The sequence below is a fragment of the Thalassobius sp. MITS945101 genome (assembly GCF_047123305.1).
In the GTDB taxonomy this organism is placed as follows: domain Bacteria; phylum Pseudomonadota; class Alphaproteobacteria; order Rhodobacterales; family Rhodobacteraceae; genus Thalassobius.
Window position 1 is genome coordinate 1,279,145 of record NZ_CP138918.1, and the last position, 25,115, is coordinate 1,304,259.

Annotated in this window: 12 protein-coding genes; 1 reads left to right on the plus strand and 11 read right to left on the minus strand. The window is 61.1% G+C overall.

Translation table 11 applies throughout. From position 1 onward, the window contains the following. Position 1 precedes the first annotated feature (1 nt). From SIC14_RS06535 to SIC14_RS06560, 6 genes are all read right to left on the minus strand, one after another. Positions 2–670, minus strand: a complete 669-nt coding sequence (locus tag SIC14_RS06535) for a 4'-phosphopantetheinyl transferase family protein (RefSeq protein ID WP_412565020.1) — start codon at positions 668–670, stop codon at positions 2–4. After that, positions 667–5,253, minus strand: coding sequence for a MupA/Atu3671 family FMN-dependent luciferase-like monooxygenase (locus SIC14_RS06540; RefSeq protein WP_412565021.1), 4,587 nt, complete (start codon positions 5,251–5,253; stop codon positions 667–669). The genes SIC14_RS06535 and SIC14_RS06540 overlap by 4 nt, the downstream gene beginning before the upstream one ends. A gap of 4 nt (positions 5,254–5,257) precedes the next feature. After that, on the minus strand, positions 5,258–6,286 hold the full coding sequence (locus tag SIC14_RS06545) for a glycosyltransferase (RefSeq protein ID WP_412565022.1): 1,029 nt from the start codon (positions 6,284–6,286) through the stop codon (positions 5,258–5,260). Continuing rightward, positions 6,286–12,669 (minus strand): type I polyketide synthase, encoded by a 6,384-nt coding sequence (locus SIC14_RS06550; RefSeq protein ID WP_412565023.1) that lies wholly within the window; start codon positions 12,667–12,669, stop codon positions 6,286–6,288. Before SIC14_RS06550 ends, SIC14_RS06545 begins: the two co-directional genes overlap by 1 nt. 132 nt (positions 12,670–12,801) lie before the next feature. After that, entirely contained in the window at positions 12,802–14,160 is a 1,359-nt protein-coding gene (locus SIC14_RS06555) for an oligosaccharide flippase family protein (RefSeq protein ID WP_412565024.1), read from the minus strand. Beyond that, complete coding sequence (locus SIC14_RS06560) at positions 14,157–14,969, minus strand: glycosyltransferase (protein WP_412565025.1); 813 nt, start codon at positions 14,967–14,969, stop codon at positions 14,157–14,159. The genes SIC14_RS06555 and SIC14_RS06560 overlap by 4 nt, the downstream gene beginning before the upstream one ends. Before the next feature lie 181 nt (positions 14,970–15,150). Here SIC14_RS06560 and epsE point away from each other — a divergent pair, with 181 nt between their 5' ends. Next, positions 15,151–16,350 (plus strand): exopolysaccharide biosynthesis GT4 family glycosyltransferase EpsE, encoded by a 1,200-nt coding sequence (gene epsE / locus SIC14_RS06565; protein WP_412565026.1) that lies wholly within the window; start codon positions 15,151–15,153, stop codon positions 16,348–16,350. Between the two features lie 16 nt (positions 16,351–16,366). Here the strand turns inward: epsE and SIC14_RS06570 are convergent, their stop codons facing one another. From SIC14_RS06570 to SIC14_RS06590, 5 genes are all read right to left on the minus strand, one after another. Then, entirely contained in the window at positions 16,367–19,234 is a 2,868-nt protein-coding gene (locus SIC14_RS06570; RefSeq protein ID WP_412565027.1) for a calcium-binding protein, read from the minus strand. 81 nt (positions 19,235–19,315) lie between these two features. After that, positions 19,316–20,701 (minus strand): hypothetical protein, encoded by a 1,386-nt coding sequence (locus SIC14_RS06575; RefSeq protein ID WP_412565028.1) that lies wholly within the window; start codon positions 20,699–20,701, stop codon positions 19,316–19,318. Between the two features lie 182 nt (positions 20,702–20,883). After that, complete coding sequence (locus SIC14_RS06580) at positions 20,884–21,597, minus strand: sugar transferase (RefSeq protein WP_412565029.1); 714 nt, start codon at positions 21,595–21,597, stop codon at positions 20,884–20,886. A gap of 960 nt (positions 21,598–22,557) precedes the next feature. Next, the gene (locus tag SIC14_RS06585; RefSeq protein WP_412565030.1) at positions 22,558–23,703 is read right to left on the minus strand and encodes an iron-containing alcohol dehydrogenase; all 1,146 of its coding nucleotides are present in this window, start codon (positions 23,701–23,703) and stop codon (positions 22,558–22,560) included. A gap of 26 nt (positions 23,704–23,729) precedes the next feature. Continuing rightward, positions 23,730–25,115: an aldehyde dehydrogenase family protein gene (locus SIC14_RS06590; RefSeq protein ID WP_412565031.1), complete on the minus strand. Its 1,386-nt coding sequence runs from the start codon at positions 25,113–25,115 to the stop codon at positions 23,730–23,732.

A 25,115-nucleotide genomic window follows, 5' to 3' on the forward strand; every position in this document is an offset into this window, starting at 1 on the left:
GTTAGCGATCCACGATTTGAGCACCGGAAATGACGTATTTGTCGATCTCGAAAAAGCCACCTCCGATGGACATGCCTTTTTGATAGCGACCTACGTCCCGGGTGAAGCTGGCCAGAAAGCGGTTGTTTTCCAGATGGGTCTCTAACGTGTGAAAGTCAAAGATTTCACCAGTGACTGGATACTGCGCCTTGTAGACCGCTTCCTTGACCGAAAACAGCAGCTTGATCCGCCGCGCCCGCCGCCAACGCGGTAGTTTCTGAACGCTGCGCAACTCTGCCTCGGTCAGGACAATCGGCCAGGCCTCCCGATGCAGCGGCGCGTCGTCTTCGATGTCCAGACCAATGCTGCGCCAATGTTCGATATGGCTGACGACGGTCAGACAGGCGGTGTGGCAATGGGTGATCGAGCCGACAACACCGGCAGGCCAGACCGGTGCACGGTCCTGCGCGCGCGGAATGGCAACCGGGGCATGTTTGATTTCCTGCAGCGCGTCCCGGGCAGCGGCACGACCGGCCGCAAATTCGCGCATACGTTTGGGCACCATCGACATGGCCGCATCACGTTCGGCCTGTAGCAATTCGTTGTTTTCAGACGCGGGATCGGCAAAACCGATCCCCACATGGGGGCCGAAAATATCTTGTAAGCCTTGTCGGACCCGTTTTTGGTTCATTGCCGCGTTCGTGCCATTCTGCGCGCGCGCATCTCTTTGCGGCGTGACATGGCCGCTGCGCGGGCGCTGGTTTCTGTTGCGCCGGATTCAGAGGGGGGCTGCGCCGGTGTGAGTGTCTGTGCCGGTGCCGAATTGCCCATCGATTCTCTGATCTTATCACAGAGTGCGGACAAAACAGGATACCTGAATATGTCCGTGATCCCCAGCTTGCTGGCGTCCAATTGCGTGCGGATTTCGCGGTGGGCCTGCACCGCCAGCAAGGAATGGCCGCCAAGGTCAAAGAAGTTGTCCTTGGCCCCGATCGAGGGGACACCCAAAATGGACGACCAGATTGCAGCGACCTGTTTTTGCACATCGTCGCCCAGGGCCACCGGTGTGCTGGCGGCGCGCGGGGCGGTTTGGGTTTCCGGCGCGGGCAGGGCCTTGCGGTCGATTTTCTTGTTCGGGGTCAGCGGGAAGGCATCCAGCGTGACAAAGGCGGCGGGCACCATAAATTCGGGCAGGGCCGCGGCAAGCGAGGCACGTAGGGCGGTTTCCTGCACCGGGCCGTCGGTCAGCATATAGCCGACCAAGCGCTCAGCGCCGGCGGTATCTTCACGCGGGGTGACCACGGCCTGTTTCACGCCAGCATGGGCGGTCATTGCGGCTTCGATCTCGCCCAGCTCGATCCGGTAGCCCCTCAGTTTCACCTGATGGTCGGCGCGGCCCAGGAAATCGAGCCGCCCGTCACCGCGCCAACGGACCAGATCGCCAGTGCGATAGATCCGGTTCTGCGGCACAAAGGGATCATTTAGGAACCTCTCAACCGTCAGATCATCCCGCTGCCAATAGCCACGGGTCACACCAGCCCCACCGATATAGAGTTCGCCCGGAACCCCCACCGGCACCGGCTGCATCGCCTTATTCAGCACATAGGCTTGCGTGTTGGCGATGGGGGTGCCGATGTTGACGGTTGCCTCCGTGGCCGAGGCGGTCTGTGTGGTTGACCAGATTGTCGTCTCAGTCGGGCCATACATGTTTTCGATGTGGGCCTTGGTGATCTGCGCATAGTCCGCCACCAGATCTCCGGGCAGTGCTTCGCCGCCGATCATAAGGTGTTTCACCCGTGACAGGGCGACACGGGCTTCATCACTCATGGCAATCATCCGCGCCATCGACGGGGTGCATTGCAGATGGGTCACGCCGTGACGCACCACCTGCGCCGCGATGGAGAAATCATCCTCGGCCACCTCTGATCCCATATTGGCGCCTTTCAGCACCTCGGCCAGATGGCTCAGCCCGTGCAGCACGGTCTGTTTTTCAATGCCGTAATCGATCAGGCAGGCGATTTCATCCACACCGATGCGCTTCAGATCCTCTACCCGGTCCAAACAGTCCTCAACGGTGCCAAATAGGCCGGAATCCTCGAAATACCGCTGGAAAGCGAAGTCAAGGATCGCCTCCATCTCTTCGCCTTCCAGCGTGCCAAGGTCCAGCTCAAAGGCGTTGTTCACCCCCTCGGGACGTTTGAAGGCAGGGAAGGCCCAGGCAAACTGTTTGATCAGACCGGCGGCAGAACGCAGGTAGTCCTTCATCGGTTCACGGGCAATGTCGCGCGCTTTCTCCCGATCCTCAGCCACAAAGGTGTGCAGCATCAGGGTCACGGTGAATTCCGCCGGATCATGGCCCGCCTCGCGCAGCGCTTCGTGGTAGAGCTTGATCTTATCGCCGACCTCATCAATTGATTGGCCCAGAAGGTGGGTCAGCACGTTCGCCCCGATCCGACCCGCCTCTTTCCAGGTTTCCGGATTGCCTGCGGTGGTCACCCAGACCTCCAGCTTTTTCGACACCGGGCGCGGTTGTGTCACCACGCCATGCTTGGATCCGTCTGCCATCGGAAATTCCACCTCTTCACCGCGCCACAGGGCGCGCAGCTGTTCGATGGTTTCCAGCATTGCCGGTTTGTTGTTTGGCGGGGTGTTTTCAGGGCGCAGCACAAAATCATGCGGCTGCCAGCCCGAGGCGATGCCCAGACCGGTGCGCCCGTTGGTCAGGTTGTCGATTACCGCCCATTCCTCGGCCACGCGGGCGGGATGGTGCAGTGGCGCGACGCAGCTGCCCGCGCGCACGGCCAGGTTTTTGGTCAGCGCGGCCACTGCTGCGCCGGTGACCGACGGGTTCGGGTAAGGGCCACCAAAGGCGTGGAAGTGCCGTTCCGGCGTCCAGACTGCGCAGAACCCATTGGCATCGGCAAACTTGGCGCCTTCAAACAGCAGCTCATATTTGTCGCGGCCCACACCATCGTCATTGCCCCAGTAAAACAGCGAAAACTCCATGCCCTTGCCGGTCTGATTGATCCGGCCGGAAGACACCAGCGCACGGTTTTCATCCGAGGACAGCACCAGTTTGAAGCCACGGGCGAGGGTGTAGAACAGCTCCAGCACGGAAATGTCGAAGCTGAGCGAGGTCACCGCCAGCCAGACCGATCCCGCCGCGTGGTCGATGCGATCATCCATACCGGTGAAGAAGTTCGACACGTTGCGATGTTCGACCATCACCCCTTTGGGCCGTCCGGTAGAGCCGGAGGTGTAGATCATATAGGCCATGTCATGGCCCGCAACTGCAATGTCCAGATTGTCGGTCGGGGCCGACAGGATGCGCGGATCGCTGTCCAGCGCCAGCACTTCGGCCTGATGATCCGGCAGATCCGCCAGCATGCCCTGCTGGGTGGCGATCACGGCGCAGGCGCTGTCTTCGATATAGAGCGCGATACGGTCGGCGGGGTAGGCGGGGTCCAGCGGCACATAGGCGCCGCCGGCCTTCAGGATCCCCAAGGCCCCGATCAGGAGGTGCGGCGTGCGTTGTGTGTTAAGCCCCACCAGCGTGCCGGGTTTCACACCCATGTCGCGCAGCACATAAGCCACCTGATTGGCGCGCGCATTCAGTTCCAGATAGGTCAGCGCCTCTGCATCCACGACCAGGGCGGTGGCGTGGGGCGTTTCGGCGACCTGCCGTTCAAACATCTGGTGGATAGGCAGCTCGGCGTCGAAATCGACGGCGGTGTCGTTCCAATCGTGCAGCACCAGTTGGCGTTCGGCATCCGACAGCATGTCGAGGGTCTCCACCGTGCCGTCGGTGGCAGTGGCGAGCTTTTCGATGCGGGCCTTCAAGATCGCCAGCATTTCGTCGCTGACCTGCGTGGCATCAACATGCAGCGCTGGGGTGCCTTTAAGGCACAGCGTAACGGCGGCACCAGCAAGGGGGCGGTTGCCGTGGCTGATTGCCAATTGTGGTTGGCTGACCTGCGGGTGACCGGGCAGGCGGGCGGGCAGATCTGCGGCAACGGGGCCAAGATTCTGTGCCTGTTGCAGGGCGTTCGCAAAGGTGGTGCGTGCGTCGGATACGGATCCATTGGCCGCAATGCGCAGGGGGGTCCAGGGCAGCAGATAGGCGGCAGAGGCATTCTGCGGTGCGGCAGCATAAGCCAGGTCGACATGTGCGCCTTCGGTCAGATGGGCGGCCATCAAGGCAAGGCCAGTGGCCGCGTCCTCGGCATTGCAGGACAGTTCGGTGATGCGGTGGCCTTCACCGTCTGTTGGGGTGGTCGCAAATGCGGCGGGGGCGAGGGTTTCAAACAGCGGGCGCAGTTTGGCCTCGGCCTTGATGGCGGGGGGCAGGGCGCTGTCGAGCTGTGCGGTCAGGCCCGCGGTTGGGCAGGGCAGGATGTCACCGGTCGTGGTAAGGCGGCTGACGTCGGGCGTTGTACCGTCAATGCGGCGGAGGGCGCTGAGCGTCACGGCGCCGTCCACGGTTGCGACGGTCAGCGCGTCCTTGGTGGCCGAAAGGACCTCGCCTGCGGTGCCGGTGCCTTCGGTCAGCGTGGATTTGCCAACCAGCAACAGGGTGCCTACCACCTCAATTTTGGGGCAATAAAGCGGGTTCCAATAGTCGCCGTGGTCCAGCGCCCGCACCAGCGCGTGCAGCGTGGCTGCGGGTTTGGTGAAATCCAGACGCGCCGCAGCGGTGGGGCGGTGGCGCAAGCCGAAATAGCTGCGCTGGCTCAGGTCCTGTGGCTGGCGGTCCGGCGTTCCGGTTGCCAGTGCGGCGACCAATTCGGGGAAGCTGTCGATCGCGGCCTCATAGCAGCGGGTGTTCAACGTCAGTGCGGTGTCACTGGCGCCGATGTCGAAATGGCGCTGCACGAGGATATCGCCTTCATCCACGCCACCTTCGATCATGTGCCAGGTGATGCCATGCTGCACCTCACCGTTGGCCAGCGCCCAGACGGGGGCGTTCAGACCGGCATAGGCCGGAAGCGGGCCATCGTGGAAGTTCACCGCGCCCTTGTGCGGCAGGGCCAAAACATCGGCGGGGATAATATCCAGGTTCGCGATAGAGAGCAGCCAGTCGAACGTCTGCGGCAGACGGCTGGCCAGATCCGCGCCGGGCGACGCGACGGGCAGGCCATGCCCCGAGGCCCACTGCGCCACATCGGGATTGCGGGTGACCACTGCGCTGATTAGATGGCCCTCTGCCCGCAGGATGTCGCCACATTGAATCAAAAGGGATTCATTGCCGATTAGAACGCTGGAAAATGCAGTCATCTCATCACTCCGAAGGCACAGAAATCGCGGCGGGGGCTGACCCTCGCGCAGAAGGGGTAAAATCCGGTGAACGCACCGCACGCCGCCCCTGCCACAGCTTGGTGCAGGCGTGGCGGATCATGTGGCGCAGAAACTTGGGTGGATCCGCAGGTTTTTGGCCACGGGCGTATTGGCGCAACCGGTGCAGGACGCCCCCCGCGATATGCGCCAGTGTGGCCAGAACGGCGGTGCCGACCCCGTGGTTTTTAGTGAAATAGTGCAGGCGGGAATCGAACCAGTAGCCGGGGGTTTCCTGCCAACGTCCCATCCCGGTTGAGACCGACCCGATATGCGTCACCCGGCTTTCGCATACAAAATCACAGGCATAGCCCGCCCGAGCGCCCCGCAGGCAGAGATCGGTTTCCTCAAAATAAAGGAAGAAGGATTCGTCGAAGAGTGCAATTTCTTGCAGCATGTCGACCCGCATCATCAGGCTGGCCCCTGCGGTCCACTCTACCGGTCCGGTGACCGTAGGGGTTTCTACGGGGACCCGTTTGTGCGCCAGCAGCCGCGAGATAGGGCCAAAGCGGAGCGCGCCTTCAAATTCGCTGGCGATGGAGGGAAAGCGGAAGTTGGTCAGATGGGTCTCCCCGTCTTCGCCAATGATGTGACTGCCAGCAAAGCCGGTCTTCGGGTGGGCCTGCATATGGCTGAGCAGCGCGCGGATCGCATCCGCTTCGGGGAAGGCATCGGAGTTCAGGGCATAGACATAATCAGGAGTGCTGCCATCGCTGAGACCGGCCAGAAAGCCAAAGTTGTTGCCTGCGCCAAAGCCACCGTTGACGGCGGACGCCAGCACCCGCACATCGGTCCAGCCCTGCGCCGCCACATGGTCGCGCATCGTCTCAAACGAGCCGTCGCCAGAGGCATTGTCGACCACCACAATTTCGCCAGTGATACCCTCCATCGCGATCCGTGCAGCGGCCAGCGACCGCAGGGTCATTGCAGCGGTGCGGTAGTTCAGGATCACGGTTAGAAGGCGCGGGGTGGGCATTATTCGGCGGCTTTCTTCTGTGGCGGCTGTTTGGGCGTTGCCTCGGCGGCGCTGATGGCGTCACGGATGCGGGCGGCCAGCACCCGCACATTGGGTTCCAGCACCATCGAATCGTGATCGCCCGGCACTTCGAAGACCTCAACCGCAGGGGCCCATTGTCCCCAATCGTTGTCATGCAGCACATAGGCCCGTTCCGAGTTCACTAGCCGGTCTGGTGCCACCTGCCAGCGGCCCTGCAGCGGCGGACGGTAGAGCATCAGTGGCCCGTCCCAGCGTTGCAGCTGATAGGTGTTGAGCGAGGCCAGGAAAGCCGCCTCAATCTCGGCGTTGTGGAACTGGGCCGGGGCGTCGCCGGTTTCCACCACCTGACGGCGTTTGGCAAATTCCCAGCGGATCCGGTTCACCGCCCATTTGGCAATATAGCCCGGTCCCTTTTGTTTCAGCTCTTGCCACTGGATCACCATACGGTCTCGTTTGGACAGCGGCCGACGCAGCGGCAGTGGCGTGTCGAGCATCACCAGCAGGTTGACCTCTTCGCCTGCTGCGGTCAGCTGCTGTGCGATTTCCATTGCAGTGATGCCACCGCCAGAGAAACCACCAATCATATAGGGGCCTTCGGGCTGCACTTGCCGCATTTCGGCGATGTAATCGCGGGCCGCTTCGGCAATGTCTCGGTGCGGTTCGGCGTCCCCAAACAACCCGCGTGCCTGCAACCCATAAAACGGGCGGTCGGCCCCAAGAAGATGGGCCAGATGGCGTAGGTTCAGCACGTTGCCGAACATGCCAGCCACGAGGAAGAAGGGCGTTTTGCGGCCGCCCTCACCCTGATGCATGGGCACGATATGGGTGAACCGGCGTTCAGGCTGCAGCGTGGTCACCTCGGCACCTTCGGAAGGCGCGGCACCTCCCTGATCCGGGATCTGCGCTGCGATCTTGCGGATAGTGGGGGCCTCAAACAGCAGGGAAATCGGGAAGTCGCTGCCATAGGCCTTTTTGATTTTGGCGAATAGGCGCACCGCAATCAGCGAGTGGCCGCCAAGGTCAAAGAAACTGTCGTCAATGCCCACCTGATCCACGCCCAGCAATTCGGCAAAGAAACTGGCCAGGCGTTTTTCCACCTCGGATTCTGGCGCGGCGTAATCCTGATCCAGCTCGGGGCGTTGGAAGGTTTGCTCAGCGCTTTCACCCTGTTGATCCGCCGCCGCCTGATCGATCAAAGCGGGCAGGTTCAACGACGAAATGACAAGCTGCGTCTGGTTGGAGCCCAAAGCACGGAAGAAGGCCTCAGCGCCTTCTTCGGGGCGGATGCCCTGTGCGATATTGTGTTGCAACCGTTCTTCGGCCGGCGACAGCGGGCGGGGGCCATCGGTCGGCGCGCTGGCAGCGGCAGGGGTGAGGCTGAGGCCACCCGTCAGCTTGCGGACTGAGAACCCTTCGATGTCCAGCAACACAGTGCCGTCCGGCGCGGTCAGGGTGATGTCAAAACTGGCGGTTGGATGGTCTGTGCTGTTGTCGGCGGCGTTGCGCACCCAGGACAGGATACGGCCCTCAAGCGGCGAATAAACGCGGACGCGGTGATAGCTGACCGGCGCCCAGAGGTGATCGCCCCTGTACCCTGCAATCAGCTCCATCGCCCAGCCGGTGGCAATGTCCAGCAGGCCGGGATGCAGGGCAAAATCCTGCAGATCGGCGGTGTAGCTTTGGGGCAGTTCCAGCGTGGCGATGCCTTCGCCCGCCCCAAAGGCGTAGGACCGCAGCACCTTCCAGCGCGGGCCGAAATTCAGGTGTTTTTCCTGAGCGGAGGCCAGCGGCAGGTCGCTGTGCACAGGCGTGCCACAGCGTTTGGTGATTGCCTCCAGATCCAGCGGGGCCGGAGCCTCCAGCGGCAAAAGCTCAACCGAGGCTTCGGCGTTCAGCCCGTACCCCCCGCCAACGGCGCTTTCGACGGTGAGGTCATAGCCCTGATCCGAACGCGGCAAGCGCAGCTGAATTGCGGTTTCTGACCCCGCCTGCACTGCCAGAGGCGCTAAGAAAAACAGATCGCGCACCTCATAGGCACCCGCTTCGCCGTGGGCGCGCAGGGCTTCGTCGATCAGTTCCAGATAGCCGGTGCCGGGCAGGAGGATGTCCCCCGCTTTGGTACGGTGTTCGTCCATCACCCAGTCATCGGTGGACAGGGTGTTGCGGAACAGGCGGGTGCCGGCCTCGTCAAAGGTCATTTCGGTCAGAAGCGGCTTATCGGTTGGCGTCACTTCGGCAGCTTGCCCTTTGCCAATGCGTTCGGCCATGGCGTCGGCGGCCATGCCGACCTCAGCCCAAATGCCCCAATCAATGGCCAGCACGCGGGTTTGCCCGCCACTGCGCGATTTGGCGTAGGCGTTGAGGTATTCATTGGCTGCGACGTAATCCACTTGCCCCGCAGGTGCCGTCACTGTCGAGGAGGAGGAGAACACCACCATCCAGTCTAATGTGCCATCGGGGAAAATCTCATCCAGCACCTGTGTGCCGTGGATTTTCGGGGTGAAAACATCCTCAATATCGCTAAGCGATTTGCCTAGGATCGGGGCGTCTTTGATGACCCCTGCGGCATGGATCAACCCATGCACATCGCCAAAGGTGTCACGGGCTTTGCGCAGTGCCTCACGCATGTCTTCGACGTTGGACACATCCGCCGCCAGTACCATCACCTTGCCGCCCAGCGATTCAAGCCGTTCCACGGTGCGAATGCGGCGGCTGATTGGGTCAGCGGGTGCGTTTTTGCGCAGGTAGTCGTCCCAGTCGGCGCGGTCCGGCAGTGGGGAGCGGGCCAATAGGACGATATTGGCACCGGAACGGGCGATCAGCGCCTCGGCCAGGGTGGTGCCGATGCCGCCAAAGCCACCGGTGATCATATAGGTGCCGCCGTCGCGTAGTGGCAGATCTTTGGCCACATCGAAACGGGTTGGGGCATAGTCCAGCTCAAACCGTTTGCCGCCCCGCAATGCGGCGGTGAGGTTTGCAGGTGTTGCCAGTACTTCCTCCAGCAAAATGTCCGTCAGCGGCCCTGCTTTGCGGCGTTTGCCAGATTGACGCAGGGAGAGGTCCAGCACCGCAACCGTCACACCGGGGAATTCGCGTGGGATGACCCGAACAGGCCCCATGACGGTGGCTTTCTCGGGGTAGGCCAGCGGTTCGTCGCGCACCTGTATGGCGTCGGATGTCACCACGGTCAGATGCAGGGCGCTGAGCCCCTGATCGCTCATCGCTTGGCTGAGGAACAGCAGGGAATAAAACCCGTATTCCTGATTGCGATGGAAAAAGGACGAACCGGGTCGGCATTTTTCATCCTCGGTCAGCAGCCACATATGCAGAATACGGCTGGGCAAGGCGCCCTGGGCCGAGAGATCTTGCATCAGTTGGTCATATCCGGTGCGGCCGTGTTCTGGCGCCAAGAGGTAGCCGCCCTCAACCTTTGCAAACCCATCGCCGGGGCGTACTGTCGTGACCTCATGTCCTGCCATACGTAGGCGTTTGGACAGCGCGGCGCCGTGGCCATGCTCGTCCTCAAAAATCAGCCAGATTTCGGGGGCTGTGTCGTTCAGCGCGTTGAGATCGCTCAGGCAATCAGCATAACGCGCCTTCCAGGCGGGGCGATAGGCCCAGTCGGCCATATCCTCTTGCCGCATCAGCCAAGTTTCGGCTGTGCTGTCGCTGTGAGCGGCGGGTTCAATGAAATATTCCTGCCGCTGGAATGCATAGGTCGGCAGCACCACACGGTTGCGCCGGGCCTCACCCCAGAACTGGCCCCAGTCGAAATCCACGCCAACGGCCCAGATGCGGCCTAGCATGGAGGCGAAATACATGTCGTCGGCAATGTCATCCTGCGGGTGGCGCAGGGTCGAGATCACCTGGTTGGGGCTGACCTCAGGGTGTTGGCCGGTGAGCGAGGACAGCGCTTTGCCCGGCCCAACCTCTAGGAAGACGCGCGTGCCCTCTTCGGCCAGCGTGCCGATGCAGTCCGCAAACAACACCGTGTTGCGCAGATGATCGACCCAGTAGTTGGGATCTACGGCCTGTGCCTCGGTGATCATTTCGCCGGTCAGGTTAGAGGCAAAGGGGATCTGTGGCGCGCTGAGCGGGATGGATTGCAGGAAGGTGCGGAAACGATCAAGGATCGGATCCAACATGCGGCTGTGCGCGGCGATGTCGATGGCGATGCGCTGGGCGTCGACGTCTTTCACCGACAATTCAGCCTGCAAACGGTCCAACGCGGCCTGCGGGCCGGTGGCAACAGACAGGTTGGGGGCATTGACGCCGGCAAGGTCCAGATCGTCACCTAAGAGCGGTGTCAGTTCCTCTGCCGAGAGAGACACAGACAACATACCGCCTGCCGGCACCGTGTCGAACAACTGGCCGCGCAGATGGACAAGGCTGATGCAATCTTCAAACCGCATGACACCTGCCAGACAGGCGGCGGTATTCTCCCCCATCGAATGCCCAGTGAGCGCGGTAGGTTTGACGCCCCAGCTGATCCAAAGCTGCGCCAGCGCATATTCCACGATCATGATGAGCGGCAGTTGGACCGAAGGCTGTTTCAGCGCCGCATTGGCGGCGTCCTCGGCCTCGTGTTCAGGCAGCCACAGGGCGCGAATGTCATAGTCGATCAGCGTCTGTAGATGGTCGAGGCCGCGGTCCATCCATTCGGCAAAGACGGGCTCAACTTCGTAAAGGTCACGCGCCATACCAGCGTATTGCGCGCCGCCACCGGGGAACATGAAGACCACTTCGGGTGCGTCCAGCGCGGTATGGGTGAAGACGCGGCGCAGGTCACCTTCGTCCAGCAGGGCTGCGGCTTCGGCATGGGTTTCGGCAACAACGACGCGGCGCTTTTCAAAGGCGCGTCGGCCTTCTTTCAGCGTCCAGGCGATGTCGGCCAGAGGTTGGTCCGGTTCCCCCCGCAGATGATCGGCAAGGCGGGCGGTGTTGCCGTCCAGCGCGGCTTTGTTGCGGCCAGAGAGGGTCAGGATCTGAAACGGGAAATCGCTGTCTTCGGAGGCGGCACGTGCGGGGGCTTCCTCCAGCACGGCATGGGCGTTGGTGCCGCCAACCCCCAGCGAGTTCACACCGGCCCGACGGGGGCCTTTGTGTGACGTCCAGTCACGCAGGCTGTCGTTCACACGGAAGGGGGATCCGTCGAAATCAATGGCCGGGTTCGGGGCTTCATAGCCCAGCGAAGGGGGCATTTCTCGGTGGTGCAACCCCATCGAGGCTTTGATCAGGCTGGCCACGCCTGCGGCGGTGTCCAGATGGCCGATGTTGGTTTTCACCGATCCGATGCGGCAAAATCCGGTTTCCGCAGTGGTTTCGCTGAAGGCCTGGGTCAGTGCCGCCACCTCAATCGGGTCGCCCAGATAGGTGCCGGTACCGTGGCATTCTACATAATCAATGGTGTCGGCGGTGACGTCGGACAGGGCATGGGCATTCGCAATGGCGGCGGCTTGACCATCGACCGAAGGCGCCAGATAGCCAGCCTTTGCGGCGCCATCGTTGTTCACGGCGGTGCCCTTGATGACGGCCCAGATGTGATCGCCGTCGCGAATCGCGTCTTCCAGCCGGCGCAGCACCACAACACCCGCGCCCGAGCCAAAGACGGTGCCTTGCGCCCGGTGGTCAAAGGCATGGCAATGACCGTCGGGCGACAGGATCTCGCCCTCTTTGTAGACATAGCCGCGTTCGTGCGGCAGCTCGATGGTGACCCCGCCTGCCAGCGCCATGTCACATTCGCCGTTCAACAGCGACTGGCAGGCATAGTGGGTTGCCACCAGCGAGGTAGAGCAGGCCGTCTGCACGTTGATCGAGGGGCCTTTCAGGTCCAGCACATGGCTGAGACGGGTGACCATGAAGTCCTTGTCATTGCCGGTGTGGCGCAGCAGGAACATGCCGGTGTTGTCGACCAGATCGCGGTTTGAACAGATGTTGAAATAGAAATAGCTGCCCATGCCGCAGCCGCCGAAGACGCCAATCGGACCGTCAAAGTTTTCCGGCACGTGACTGGCATTTTCAAAGGCTTCCCAAGAGACCTCTAAAAACTGGCGGTGCTGCGGGTCAAGGATGGCGGCCTCTTTTGGGGAGAAGCCAAAGAACTCTGCGTCGAAGTTTTTGAACCCGTCCAGAGGGGCGGCAGCGGGGACATAATCGTCCCGTTCCAGCAGGTGCGGCGCTTCGCCAGCGGCCAGAAGTTCGTCTTTGCTGAGATGGCGAATGGATTCGATGCCGTTGCGCAGGTTTTGCCAGTAGTCCTGCACGCTGTCGGCCCCCGGCAAATGGGCGGCCATACCGACAATTGCAATGTCCGCGCCGGTCTCGGGGAGGGGCGCATGATCCTTGGGCATTGTTTCCGACATCAAAACAAACTCGTTGAAACAGCTGTATTCAAAACAACATACGGGAAGATTATGGACTCTTTGAGGCGCAACCCCTGTTTTTTCGGGAAAATCCGAGGTTTTTTGCGCCTTTGACTATGCTTTGGGTCAGGCCTAATGCGACAGGACAAGGATGCTGTCCCAATGCAGCATCACAATCAACCCGCCGCCGATCATCCCCAAAATGGAATAAATCGCGTCGTGCAGCGGGTCCCAGGCGCCCTGATGGCGGGCCAGCCAGATGACCACCGGATAGGCCAGCACATAGGCAGCCCCAAGGCCCAGCATGGCGCCGATCAGGCCATAGGCCTCCAGCCCGACGATCAGCCCGCCAAAGATCAGGATGGCGCGCGCCAGAGCCAGCACAAAGAACCGTTTGGAATCGCCAGTGGCCAATGCCGCCTGATCGTAGGTCAGCACAATCACCTGCGGGATTTGCATACAGGCCAGCAAGGCCACCACAGCCCCTGCAGCCATGTAACGCGGATCATAGAGCAGGTTTACCAGCCAAGGCCCCAGTGCCGCCACAGCCAGCAACATCACGATCAGCACCGCCGTCGCAGGCAGGCGCATTTTGCGCAGCCGCAGGAAATTTTCGCGGCTCTCACGTGGGGGGCTTTCGCGGTAGATCGGGATCAGCACTTTGCGGGTGACCAGACCGCCCATCAGCAGCGGGAAAGAGGCCAGGAAGAAGCCGATGTTGTAGACGCCAAACTCTTCCAGGCTTAGGTATTTGCCGATCACCAGTTTGTCCCCCTGTCCGATGAAGAAGCCACAGACCGTGGACAGGAAGATCCATTTGCCAAAGCTGATCAGCTCTTGTGCGGCCTCACGTTCCCAGCGGAACCGGTTGGGGGGGCCGGGCAGGAAGACCTGTAAGAAAACCACCTGTACGGCGGCGGCTGCAATGCCACTGATCACCAGTGCCCAGACGCTTTGGGTCAGCCAGGCGGCGGCGATGGCCACAATCAACCCCACGATCTGCACCCCCAGATCGATGGCGGTGACTCGCCCCGCGCGCAGGTGGCGGTTGGCGGTTTCCAGTTTGGTGGGGTTGAAGCCGTTGATCAGCAGGCTGAGCGCGGCCACAGGCAGGAGAAGTGTAAGTTGCGGTTCGTTGTAGAGCAGGGCTGCCGGATAGGCGAGCAGACAGGCCACCACCCAAAGGCAGGCGCCGCGGATGATCTGGATGGTCCAGGCGGTGTTGAGGAAATCGCGATCGTCGCCGCGTTTGCTCTGCATGATGGCGGGGCTGACGCCAACGTCGGAAAACATCGCCAAGCCCATCATCACAACCGAAATCAGCGCCATCAGCCCGAAGGCTTCGGGGAAGAGGATGCGGGTCAGGACCAGGTTGGAGAGGAGCCGCAGAAACTGATAAGCGACAAAGCCCAGTGACGTGATGGCCGAACTGCGCAGGGCGCGCTCCATCAGAGAAGAGCCAAGGGCAAAGCGACGGAAAGTGTTGATCATCGGCCACGGCTCCATGTGGTGTGGTCGCGTCCCAGTTTGCCACAGAGCCGTACCAGCACGTAGGTGCAAAAGGCCAGCGGCATCCGCAGGGCGTTCAGGGCCAACGCAACTTTGGGATAGGGCAGCTTGTCATCATTTTGCAGTAGCTCGGGGAAACGGGCAGCAATTTCAGCCACACCTGCATCCTGACGGCGGCGGACTTTGATCAGGTTACTCAGCCCCTCGACCAGTGGCCAACTGTAAGGGGCGGGAACGCCGATGCGTTCGTCGGGGGCGAAGCTCAGCCGCACATAGGTGTCATCGGCGATGATGTCGGGGAACTGGTCCCAACGGCGGCGGCCGGCGGCGTTCACGGCAAATAGCCCGCAGCCCGGCACGCCGATCCGCATGAAGGGCACGGTCAGATAGAAACGGGCAAAGGCGCGGGTCACGGCGCTGCGTGCACGTGGGATTTGAACCTGACCAGTGGCATAGCGCGGCGCGTCGATGTCCAGCGCCACGGCGATCTGGTGCAGCAGATCGGGACTGACTGTGACATCGGCGTCCAGATAGGCCCGCATGTCGCCTTTTGCGGCGTCATCGCCTGCGTTCAGCGCAGCCATCTTGCCACCTTCGGGCAGGTCCAGCACGTGCAGCGGCACGGGGCCTCCGACAAAGCGCTGTGCGATGGCCACTGTTTCGTCACTGCACCCATTTGCGATGACCAGCACCTCCATCCCGTTTGCGGGCAGACGCGACTGCATCACTGCGGTCAGGCAGGCGGCGATCACCTTGGCCTCATTGTGGGCAGGGATGATGACTGAAAGCATAGGCGCCTTGATCCTGAAGCGATGCGGGGCAGGCCCCGAATGAGATTATCCTGCAACATCTTGTCATTGCTGATAAACAGGCAAAAGCGATTGGTCAAAAAATGCAGTGGCCTTGTTTACCGACGGGTGAGCAACAGATCAATATTTAACCTAGAGTTATGCGTTGAAAGGATTTGCAACCATGCCTGAACAGCCCAAGCTTGGCTATCTTGTGCCCCAGTTCCCGGGCCAGACGCATATTTTTTTCTGGCGTGAAATCCTGAAACTGGAGGCGATGGGCATCGATCCGGTCTTCTACTCCACCACGCCGCCGCCGCCTGGGCTGGTGTCACACAGCTGGTCTCGGGGGGCGATGCAGCGGACCGAATATCTGGCCAGCCGTTCCCCGCTGGAGTTGGTGTGGGCCGCGCTGCGAATGCCCTGGAAACAGTTGAAAGAGGATCAGGACGGCTGGGGCTACTGGCGGGATGTGCTGATCTCGGCCCCGGCGGCTGTGCGTCTGGCGCGGTCCTGTCGGGCGCAGGGGATCACCCATGTGCATGCGCATTCCTGCGGCCGTGCAGCGATGATTGCCGCACTGGCCCATGCGCTCTACGGACTTGATTATTCGGTCAGCCTGCATGGCCCCTTGCAGGATTATGGACCCGGCCAACGTTTCAAATGGCGTGGTGCCAAGTTTGCCACCATCATCACCCAGAAGCTGATGGAAGAGATCAAACCAGCGCTGGGCGATGCCTTGCCAGAGCGGCTGGTGTTACAGGCGATGGGGGTCGATACCGACCGTTTGCAGCGCGAAGCGCCGTATCAGCCCTATCAGAACGGCGAGGTTCTGCGACTGTTCACCTGCGCCCGGCTGCATTTTGTCAAAGGCCATGTCGATGTGTTCCATGCGGTGAAACTGTTGCTGGAACAGGGCATCAACGTGCAGCTTGAAATCGCTGGGGAGGATGACGCAGGCGGGGATGGATACCGGCGCGAGTTGGAGCAGCAGATCAGTGAAATTGGCCTGGTGGGCCACGTGCGCCTGCTGGGGGCTGTGTCAGAAGAGGTGGTGAAACAGAAACTGTGCGCCGCCCATATCTTTGTGCTGGCAAGCTGGGCCGAACCGCTGGGCGTGGCCTATATGGAGGCGATGTCTTGCGAATGTCCGGTGGTGGGCACTGACGCGGGCGGTGTACCAGAACTGATCCGCAACGGCACAGATGGTATTCTGGTGCCGCCGCAGACGCCAGCGGCGCTAGCTGAAGCGTTCCGGGCTTTGATTGATCACCCCGACCGCGCCATGGCGATTGGGCAGGCGGGGCGGCAGACGGTGATCGGGCGCTTTGATGCCGCACGTGGCGCCGAAACCCTGGCGCGCGAAGCAGGGCTGATCGCGTGAGGGCCCGCCGCCGCGCTTAGCTGCGCGGGGTGACAGCGTAGATCTGGCCGGGGGTGGCCTCAAACTCCAGCTGTTCGATGCTGCGCAGGATCAGCTGACCGTCGGGACCATCCGCCAACAGAAACGCGCCCGCCCAATTGAGTTGATAGTCCGCAGCCGCGCCGGGCAGAACGGCCGTGTCCACACCGGGGCCACCATGCAGCATGTCTGCGCCGCCCAGGCTCAGGAACCAGTCGTCACCGGAATAGCCCACCAGCGTGTCCGCCAGCATCGTGCCTTCGATCATGTCGTCCGCGGCGCTGCCGGCGCGGGTGCTGCCACGTTGGAAAGCCCCTGGTGCCCGCGTTTCCCAGTCAGAGGGCATCGCGGCATTGGCGCGGATCAACGTGTCCCACCGCGGGTTTTCATCCCAGAGATGCTGCTTGGCGCCCCAGCTGCCCCATTGGCTGGGTTTGGAGACATCGACAAAAGCGTTGAACAGGGTGCCACCGGCGGCGGTCCACCCTTCCAGCACGTCGCTGTAAAGTGCAGCCATTTCCTGTGAATAATTCAAGCGGTTGAAAAAGGCGGTCAGCGTGTCGTCGTTGATATAGGCACCGTGGCCCACCACATGGGTGCCACCTTCGTACATGATCAGGTCATAGCCGTATTTCTGCGCCACCTTGCCGTGATAGGGAAACAGCTCTTCGGTCAGTTCATTCACCGCCCCGTCACGCAGTGTCTTGTGGCTGCGCTTTAGGGCTTCGCTTTCGCTGATGGTCAGCCATTGCAATACACGGCGGGCGCTGTCCTCTTCGCCCAGCTCATAGCCGAAATAGCCGGTGATCGCATAGGCGTCGAAGCTTTCGGCGGGGGGGCGGTTGTTTCGGTCAGCCTTGCGGTGCAGCGACGGCTCCAGCACCGCTTCCTCTAGTCCCGGCCAGCCGGTGTGGGTGGCCACCACCCGCACCAGACGATCCGGTGCTGTTTCGCCGTAAACATCGGACCAGATCGCCATGACCTCGGCCGCGCGCACGCCGCCCCATTGCATCCAGGCGTCCTTGTCGCTGACGCCCCACTGTTCTTCGGCCTTTTCACGGGTGTAGGCGGCCTGATCAAAGATGAAGTTCCAGATTTCGTTGGAATATTCCACATAGGCTTTGAGGATTGGGTCCAGATCGCGTTCCACCACTTCGGCAAACCGCCGCATGAAGGCATCGTCAGCGGCGTGGGGCATGTTGAACCACGGGTCCACACCGATCTGATTGGCCAGTGCCACCATTGCCTCCAACGGGGCGCCGCGCCAGCGCCAGGTGTAGTCGGACATGAGTGGGCGTTCGTCCCAGGTGGTGATTGGCGAGGAGTTGGTGAACATCCAGTCCATGAAGCGCAACACGCGAAGATCCTCGACCAGCGCAAGCCAATCCGGGTTGAACACATGGCCCAGCTCGTAAAACGGGATGTGGCGTTCCTGGACGATGGCGATGTTGCGGATCGGGTCGCTGCCGTTGATGGCGCTGAGCGAGATAGCGACGAGCCCATCACCGGGGGTGAAGTCAAACCAGATCTCCCCTGCGCGGGCCTCGATGTTCTGGGCGCGTCCGATCAGCTCAATCTCGCCCTGACCTTCGTAGGTCAACCGGTAACGGCCGGTAAAATAGCCCGCATCCTCGGGCAGATCGGTGAGAACAAAGGCCTCCAGCCGGTTCACATCTTCGGGCATCGACAGTGGCCAGCCTTCCGGGCTGAGGTGGCCAGCGGCCTGCAACTGATCATCATCCCAGCCGCCCCACTGGTCGGGCTTGTGACCGATCCACGGGCGAGCGGACTTCATCACGTTGATAAAGGGGTATTGGGTGGACCAGTCGGCAATCCCTTCCAGACCCATCGCCAATGCGGGAACCTCCGGCTTGGGCACCGCACGTGGCGGGGCCGCCTTGGGGCGCTTGACGCGAGGGGTTTGGGGTTGGGTGTCGGCTGTTTCGGTGGCCACCGAAGGCGCGGTCTGAGACGGTTTCGCACGTGTTGACTGCGCGGTGGTCAGGGCGGTGCGTATCGCGGTGTAGTTCTGCCGGACGGATGCGTGCACGGTGTTAGGCAGTTCCAGCGACATCGGCAGCGGTTGGCCAAACAGAGGTTCATAAGCGATGAGAGCGGCCAGCAGATAGGTTGTGGCAGTGCCGTGTGGCGCATCGTCGGTGAACAGGTCGGTTCCTGTGATGTCCTGCAACTCCGGCAGCGCCATCAACCGTGCAAGGGTCGAGGCCACGGGGATCAGCGCAACCTGCGCATTCGGGCGTTCGGTGCGCAGCGCGTCTACATAGGCGACATACCATTCATGATACTTGCCTGCGTTCCGGTCCCAGAACCGTTGCAGTTCTGCCGGTTTGGGCGGGAAACGTTTGGAGTCAGCGGCCAGTTCAGCCCAGCCTTCGTAGACAAACACTCGGGTTTGCGGCGCGTCCTCGCGCACCCAGTCCATCACCTTGAGGGTGGCCGAAACGGGGCTGTAGCCTTGTGGGTTTTCGCCGTCATAGCGGTGGGTTGGCGCCTGGTACTGGATGAAGTTGGCCGGATTGATGACCACGGTTTCGACGCCTGCCTCGGCAAATCGTCCCAAGCGTGGCGACCAAGCAGAGCGCACGCCTGAGATTGACCAGTTGGGCTCCGGTGGCAGGCGTTCGGCGAAGTTCGGGACAAACCCCCAGCTGCCATCCGCCTTCAGGCTGTTGCCATCCTCGCGGGCAATGATCTGTAGCCAATACGGCACCGAGGTTTGCGGCAGGCCTTCCAGATGATGGACCAGCGAATTGCCAAAGAAGAAGGCTTTCAACTCGGCGGCCTGTGCTTTCAGCGGCAGGGCCACGCTCAGCATCAGGGAAAGGGCAGCAAAGAAGCGGGGCATTTCGAGGGTCCTTCGGGTCATTGCGGCGGCGAGAGTGCCGGAAAGCGCCGCTTTTGGCCAGCGCGGCGGGACGGAAAACTCTTACATGACCGAGCGCAACCGCATCTTCGGTTCGCGGGCCAGACCTTTGGCGTTTTCGACATACCCCAGCAGTGCGCCGGACATCAGCCAGGTTAGCGGAGTCAGTGTGGCATTGGGCAGCAGATCCAGAACATTGATCGCCAGCATCAGGCAGATACCCCCAACATAGGGTGACCAGATCATCTGTTCATTGCCACGGGTCTTGGTCCAGAACAGCACGATGGGCAGCGACAGCAGCAGCATTTCCGACAGGAAGCCAACCCAGCCAAACTGCCCGATCGAGATAACCCATCGCCCGTCGGTCACGGTGGTGATCGCGCCGGTGTAAGGATCCAGAATCTGGTTGCGCCCCCAGCTGCCCCAGCCAAAGATTGGCCGCTCCATCGCGCGGGCCAGCAGGGTGTTTTCATTGTCGAGCCGGAAGCGCAGCGAACCGGCGCGGTCTTCGCTCAGGCGGGCAATGGCCTGCAACAGCTGTTCTTCAGGTAGGATGCCCGCCCCTTTCAGGATCGGGTAGGCCAGCGCAAAGACCAAAATCGCAAGCGCAATCCGCAGTTTCAGCGCCCGCGGCAGCAGCATGATCATCGGCAGCAGCAACATAGCATAAAGCAGGGAGCCCGCTGATTTACAGAGCACCAGAACCGCCAGCAGGTAGAGCGTTGAGACCAGGGCGATGCCGCGGTTAAGCCCCACCTCGGAGCGGGCCAGCACCGCGGCCGAGCTGACAGCAAGCATGGCAAAGAAGGCCACCCATAGGCCGTGGTACAGGAACACGATCGGACGGAAGCCGCCGTAGCGAACCATCTGTTCAAAGCTGTGCTGGAAGAAGCCGTAGATCCAGGTGTTCAGCTGCGGGCTGAGACGGACCTCAATCAGCATCGGCAGCGAATAGATCAATCCGAACAGGCAAAAGGCAATCAGCAGGTCGCGCTGATCACGTTCCTGCTGCAGGAAATTGTAGGCCAGCAGCATCGGGATCACCATGATGAACTGGAGCATAACCAGCGCCACCGCGTCCTTGATCCCCAGCCCGGGAATGCCGATCCGCCCAAAGAAAATCGGGTGCGTGTTCAGCAATGTGGTGGCAATCGGTGAGAAGACAAACACCGCCAGCACAGTGGCCACCAGTTTGTTTCGGGGCCACAGAACCAGTTTGTCCTTGTAGAGGTACATCGCCGTAAACAGGGCAACGATTTGCGGCAGCGTGTCTTTGGTCAGCGGCGGGGTCAGCGGCAGGTCAAATTTGGTGGGTGGCGGTGGCAGGAACAGATAGGCAATGAACACATTTGCCAGGAGCGCCCGTCCGGACGGCAGCGCGCGAAACAGCGCAAAGGCAATGAAGGGCCAAGCCCCCAGCACCAGATATGCAAATGTGTTTGGTACCATTTACGTTCGGATCCATCCAATGGGCGTCTTGCCCGTCCCGCGGAGCGACCGCAGGGTTTCTCATGAGTACCGTTAGTTCTAGCGCAGGGTTAAGGCAGAAAAATGGCCGCCGGAGCGACCATTCGACATTGTGATGTCTTTTCCAGTGGTTTTTTGCTGAAACGCGGCCTTGAGCGTCAGCCTTAGCGGCCGGTTGCCCCCATCACCACACCCACGGTGGCGAACAGCAGTTTCACATCGGTCACCAGCGACAGATCGTGGAAATAGGCGGCGTCAAACTTGGCCCGATCACGGAAGCTGCTTTCGTTGCGGACAGAGGTCTGCCAGTAGCCGGTGATGCCGGGACGCATGGCGTAATACTCGGTGCCGGGATAGATGACCTGCTGACAGGGCATCATCGGTCGTGGGCCGACCAGCGACATATCACCTGTCAGCACGTTCAGCAGCTGCGGCAGCTCGTCCAGCGAAGTGCGGCGGATGAAGCGGCCAAAGCGGGTGATCCGCGGATCGTTGGTCAGTTTCTGGTCGCGGTCCCATTCTGCGCGGGCGGCTGGGTTGCTGGCCAGATAAGCCTCCAACGCTTTGTCGGCATTGGGCACCATCGAGCGCAGTTTCAGCATCGAGAATTCTTCGCCGTTCTTGCCCACACGGCGCTGGCGATAGAAGGCCGATTTGCCGTCCAGCATGATAAACAGCGCCAGCAGCGTCACAATGAACAGCGCCGGCGGCGCCATCAGCAGCACCAACACCACGTCCAGAACGCGCTTGCCGGCAGATCGGTAGGCGCTGGTGGTCGGGCGCCAGCTGGAAACGCGGGCGGGAAACTCGCTTGCGTCTTTGGCGGCATCCAGAGCGGCATCCAATGTGGTGGATGTTGCTGAAACGTGCATGTTCATTCCAAACCCTCCCCGGGGTCAGTGAGCGTGTGCCAACGCATCGCGTCTGAACGGGTCAGACACAATCCAAAGGCCCCTGCCAAACGCGGCTGCGTCAGACAGGAAAAAACCAAAACTTTTCATTTGACGCCGGGCAGCTGGCAGAGCACCGCCCGGAGCAGGTTTCATAGGGATCGGGTTGATGCCCCCACATCGTGTTTCGCTCAAACGCATTGCGATTTTGAGCGGAACTTTCTGTGAGTTTTCCCCACAGTCGCGCCGATCTCTCGACACATTTATGGCAATTTCGCCCTTTTCCGTCAACGTAAGCGCCGCAATTGCAACTCACAGGTGACGCTAGGCCAAAGGTCCTAGTGGCCCGTTTTTACGGCGAAAAATCGGTTAACGCAGGGATACCTAAAGGCGAATTTCCGGGCTGGAGCGCGACCGCTTTGCAATCTGCGTGCCAATTGCCGTCTTGCGAAAAAAGTGGGAATTTTGACAGGTTTGTGGGCTCATTGTTTACGTAGATGTGACAATGACCGCCTGGATCTGCCAGAGGTCGGTTTCCATAAACAATTTACTTGTTTCCCGCCGAGAAGTTTTAGCGCCCCTAAATCAGATGTGATCCGAAATTTTGACATCGACAGTCAAAATTTCGATGTGCACGTCCCGATAGGCCTTTGTCGCGCGAATTGCAGGGCAACGGGGGCGCTAGGCCGTTCGGACAGGCCTCGTGCTCGTAAAACAGGTTAATGCTGCAACTAAGGGGAGAGTAATTCGAGAAACAGCGGCGCTGCCAAGCCGCGATTGTTCACTTCTGTCAGACAGTGGGGCCGTCCAACTGATTCGTTTTTAGCAGAATCAAAGATGATTTGTCCGCGCATACATCCTTTTGAGTCACTGGGGGTCTCCAAAGCGATCCGGGACATGAGCGAAGGGCGGGGCCAGAACCCCGCCCTAGGTTTTAGAACAAAGGTATTAGAAACAGGCGTCCAACAGGGCGCGGGTGTTGTCTTCGGTCATTTCGACAGGGTTGCCGCCGGTCGAGGGATCACCCAGCGCACCTTTGATGATTGCCTCTTTGTCGGGATCGGTCACACCCAGCTCGGTCAGGTTGGCCGGAATGCCCAAAGCCGCGTTCAGCTCGCCTACGAAGGCATAGAAGCCGTCAAAGCCGCCCTCAATGCCCAGATAGGCCGCGGCCCGTTCGATCCGCTCTTCGATAGCCTCGCGGTTGTACTGCAGCACCGGCTGCATCACGACGGCGTTGGTGGTGCCGTGGTGGGTGTTGTACATCGCGCCAATCGGATGGCTGAGGGCATGGATCGCGCCCAGACCTTTCTGGAATGCGGTTGCGCCCATTGCAGCAGCAGCCATCATCTGACCACGGGCTTCGATGTCAGTGCCGTCCTTATAGGCGCGCGGCAGGTATTCCTTGACCAGACGCAGACCTTCCAGCGCGATGCCCTGCGACATCGGGTGGAAATGCGGACTGCAGAAGGCTTCCAGACAGTGGGCGAAAGCATCCATGCCGGTGCCGGCGGTGATCATTGGAGGCATGCCCACGGTCAGCTCAGGATCGGCAATCACAACGGTCGGCAGAACCTTCGGGTGGAAGATGATCTTCTTCTCATGGGTTTCCGAATTGGTCAAAACCGAAGCGCGGCCAACCTCGGATCCGGTGCCGGCGGTGGTTGGCACAGCGATGATCGGTGCGATGGCATCGCTGTCGGCGCGGGTCCACCAGTCACCCACATCCTCAAAATCCCAGACCGGACGGGTCTGACCGGCCATAAAGGCCACCATCTTGCCCAGATCCAGACCCGAGCCACCGCCAAAGGCGATCACACCGTCATGACCGCCAGCACGGTAAACTTCCAGACCTGCGTCAAGGTTCACCTCGGTCGGGTTCGGATCCACCTCGGAAAAGATGCCACGGCCCAGACCCGCGGCTTCCATGATGTCCAGCGCCTGCGCGGTGATCGGCAGCGGCGCAAGGCCCTTGTCAGTGACCAAGAGGGGTTTCTTCATGCCAGCGGCGGCACAGGCGTCCGGCAGTTCGTTGATGCGGCCCGCACCAAAGCGGATGGCGTTGGGATAGGACCAGTTAGCGGTAAGTATCATATTCTTGTTCCTCTCAAACAGCCGGCTTAGCCGGTCACCTTTTTCAGGTGGTAGGATTTGGGACGGGTCAGGTTGTGGTAGCCGATGACCGACAGGCCGCCACCGCGACCGGTGTCTTTGCAGCCGGTCCAGCACAACGCGGGGTCCAGATAGTCAGCGCGGTTCATGAACACGGTGCCGGTTTCGATCTGATCGCCAATTGTCTGCGCGCGTTCAACATCTTGGGTCCACAGCGAAGCGGTCAGACCAAAGTCGCTGTCGTTCATCAGTGCGATCGCTTCGGCGTCGTCCTTCACCTTCATGATGCCGACAACAGGACCGAAGCTTTCGTCGCGCATCACGCGCATGTCGTGGGTCACATCCACCAGAATCTGCGGCGCCAGATAGGCCCCGCCATCTTCGGGGAACAGCGCCGGGTCGATCAGCGGCTTGGCACCTGCCGCAATGGCCTCAACGATCTGGGCACGAACCTCATCGGCGAAACGCACATTGGCCATCGGACCGATGGTGGTCTCTTCCTCCAGCGGGTTGCCCAGCTTGTAGCCCTCAACGATTTTCACCGCCTTGGCGACGAAATCGTCAAACAGGCTCTCAACCACATAGATCCGTTCGATCCCGCAGCAGCACTGGCCTGCGTTGAACATCGCGCCATCAATCAGCGTATCAACGGCGGCGTCCAGATCGGCGTCTTCCATGACATAGCCCGGATCCTTGCCGCCCAGTTCCAGCCCCACACCGGTGAAGGTGCCCGCCGCAGCGCGTTCCATCGCACGGCCACCCCCAACAGAACCGGTGAAGTTCACAAAGCCAAAGCTCTTGGCTGCTATCAGATCGGACGTGGTGTCATGGCTGAGGAAGACGTTCTGGAACACATCCGCCGGCACGCCCGCTTCGGTGAAGGCGGCAACCATACGTTCACCCACCAGCAGGGTTTGGGTGGCATGTTTCAGCACCACGGTGTTGCCCGCGATCAGCGCCGGGGCGACCGTGTTGATCGCGGTCATATAGGGGTAGTTCCACGGCGCCACGACCAGCACCACACCATGCGGCACGCGCTTGATGTAACGCGAGAAGGTGGCGTCTTCGCCCACTTCGATATCGGCGAGGCTTTCCTCGGCAATCTTGGCCATATGGCTGGCACGCTCGTTAAAGCCGCCAAATTCGCCGCCATAGCGGACCGGGCGGCCCATCTGTTTGGCGATCTCGGGTACGATCTCATCGTTCATCTCGCCCACTTTGGCGACGCCCGCCATGACCAGATCGATCCGCTCCTGCAGCGGACGGGCCGCCCAGGCGACCTGCGCGGCCTTGGCGCGGGCAACCACCTCTTTGGCGGCCTCCGTGCTCAGCACTTCACGTTCCGCCAGCACCGATCCGTCGATCGGCGAAATGCATGTCAGTTTTTGTCCCAT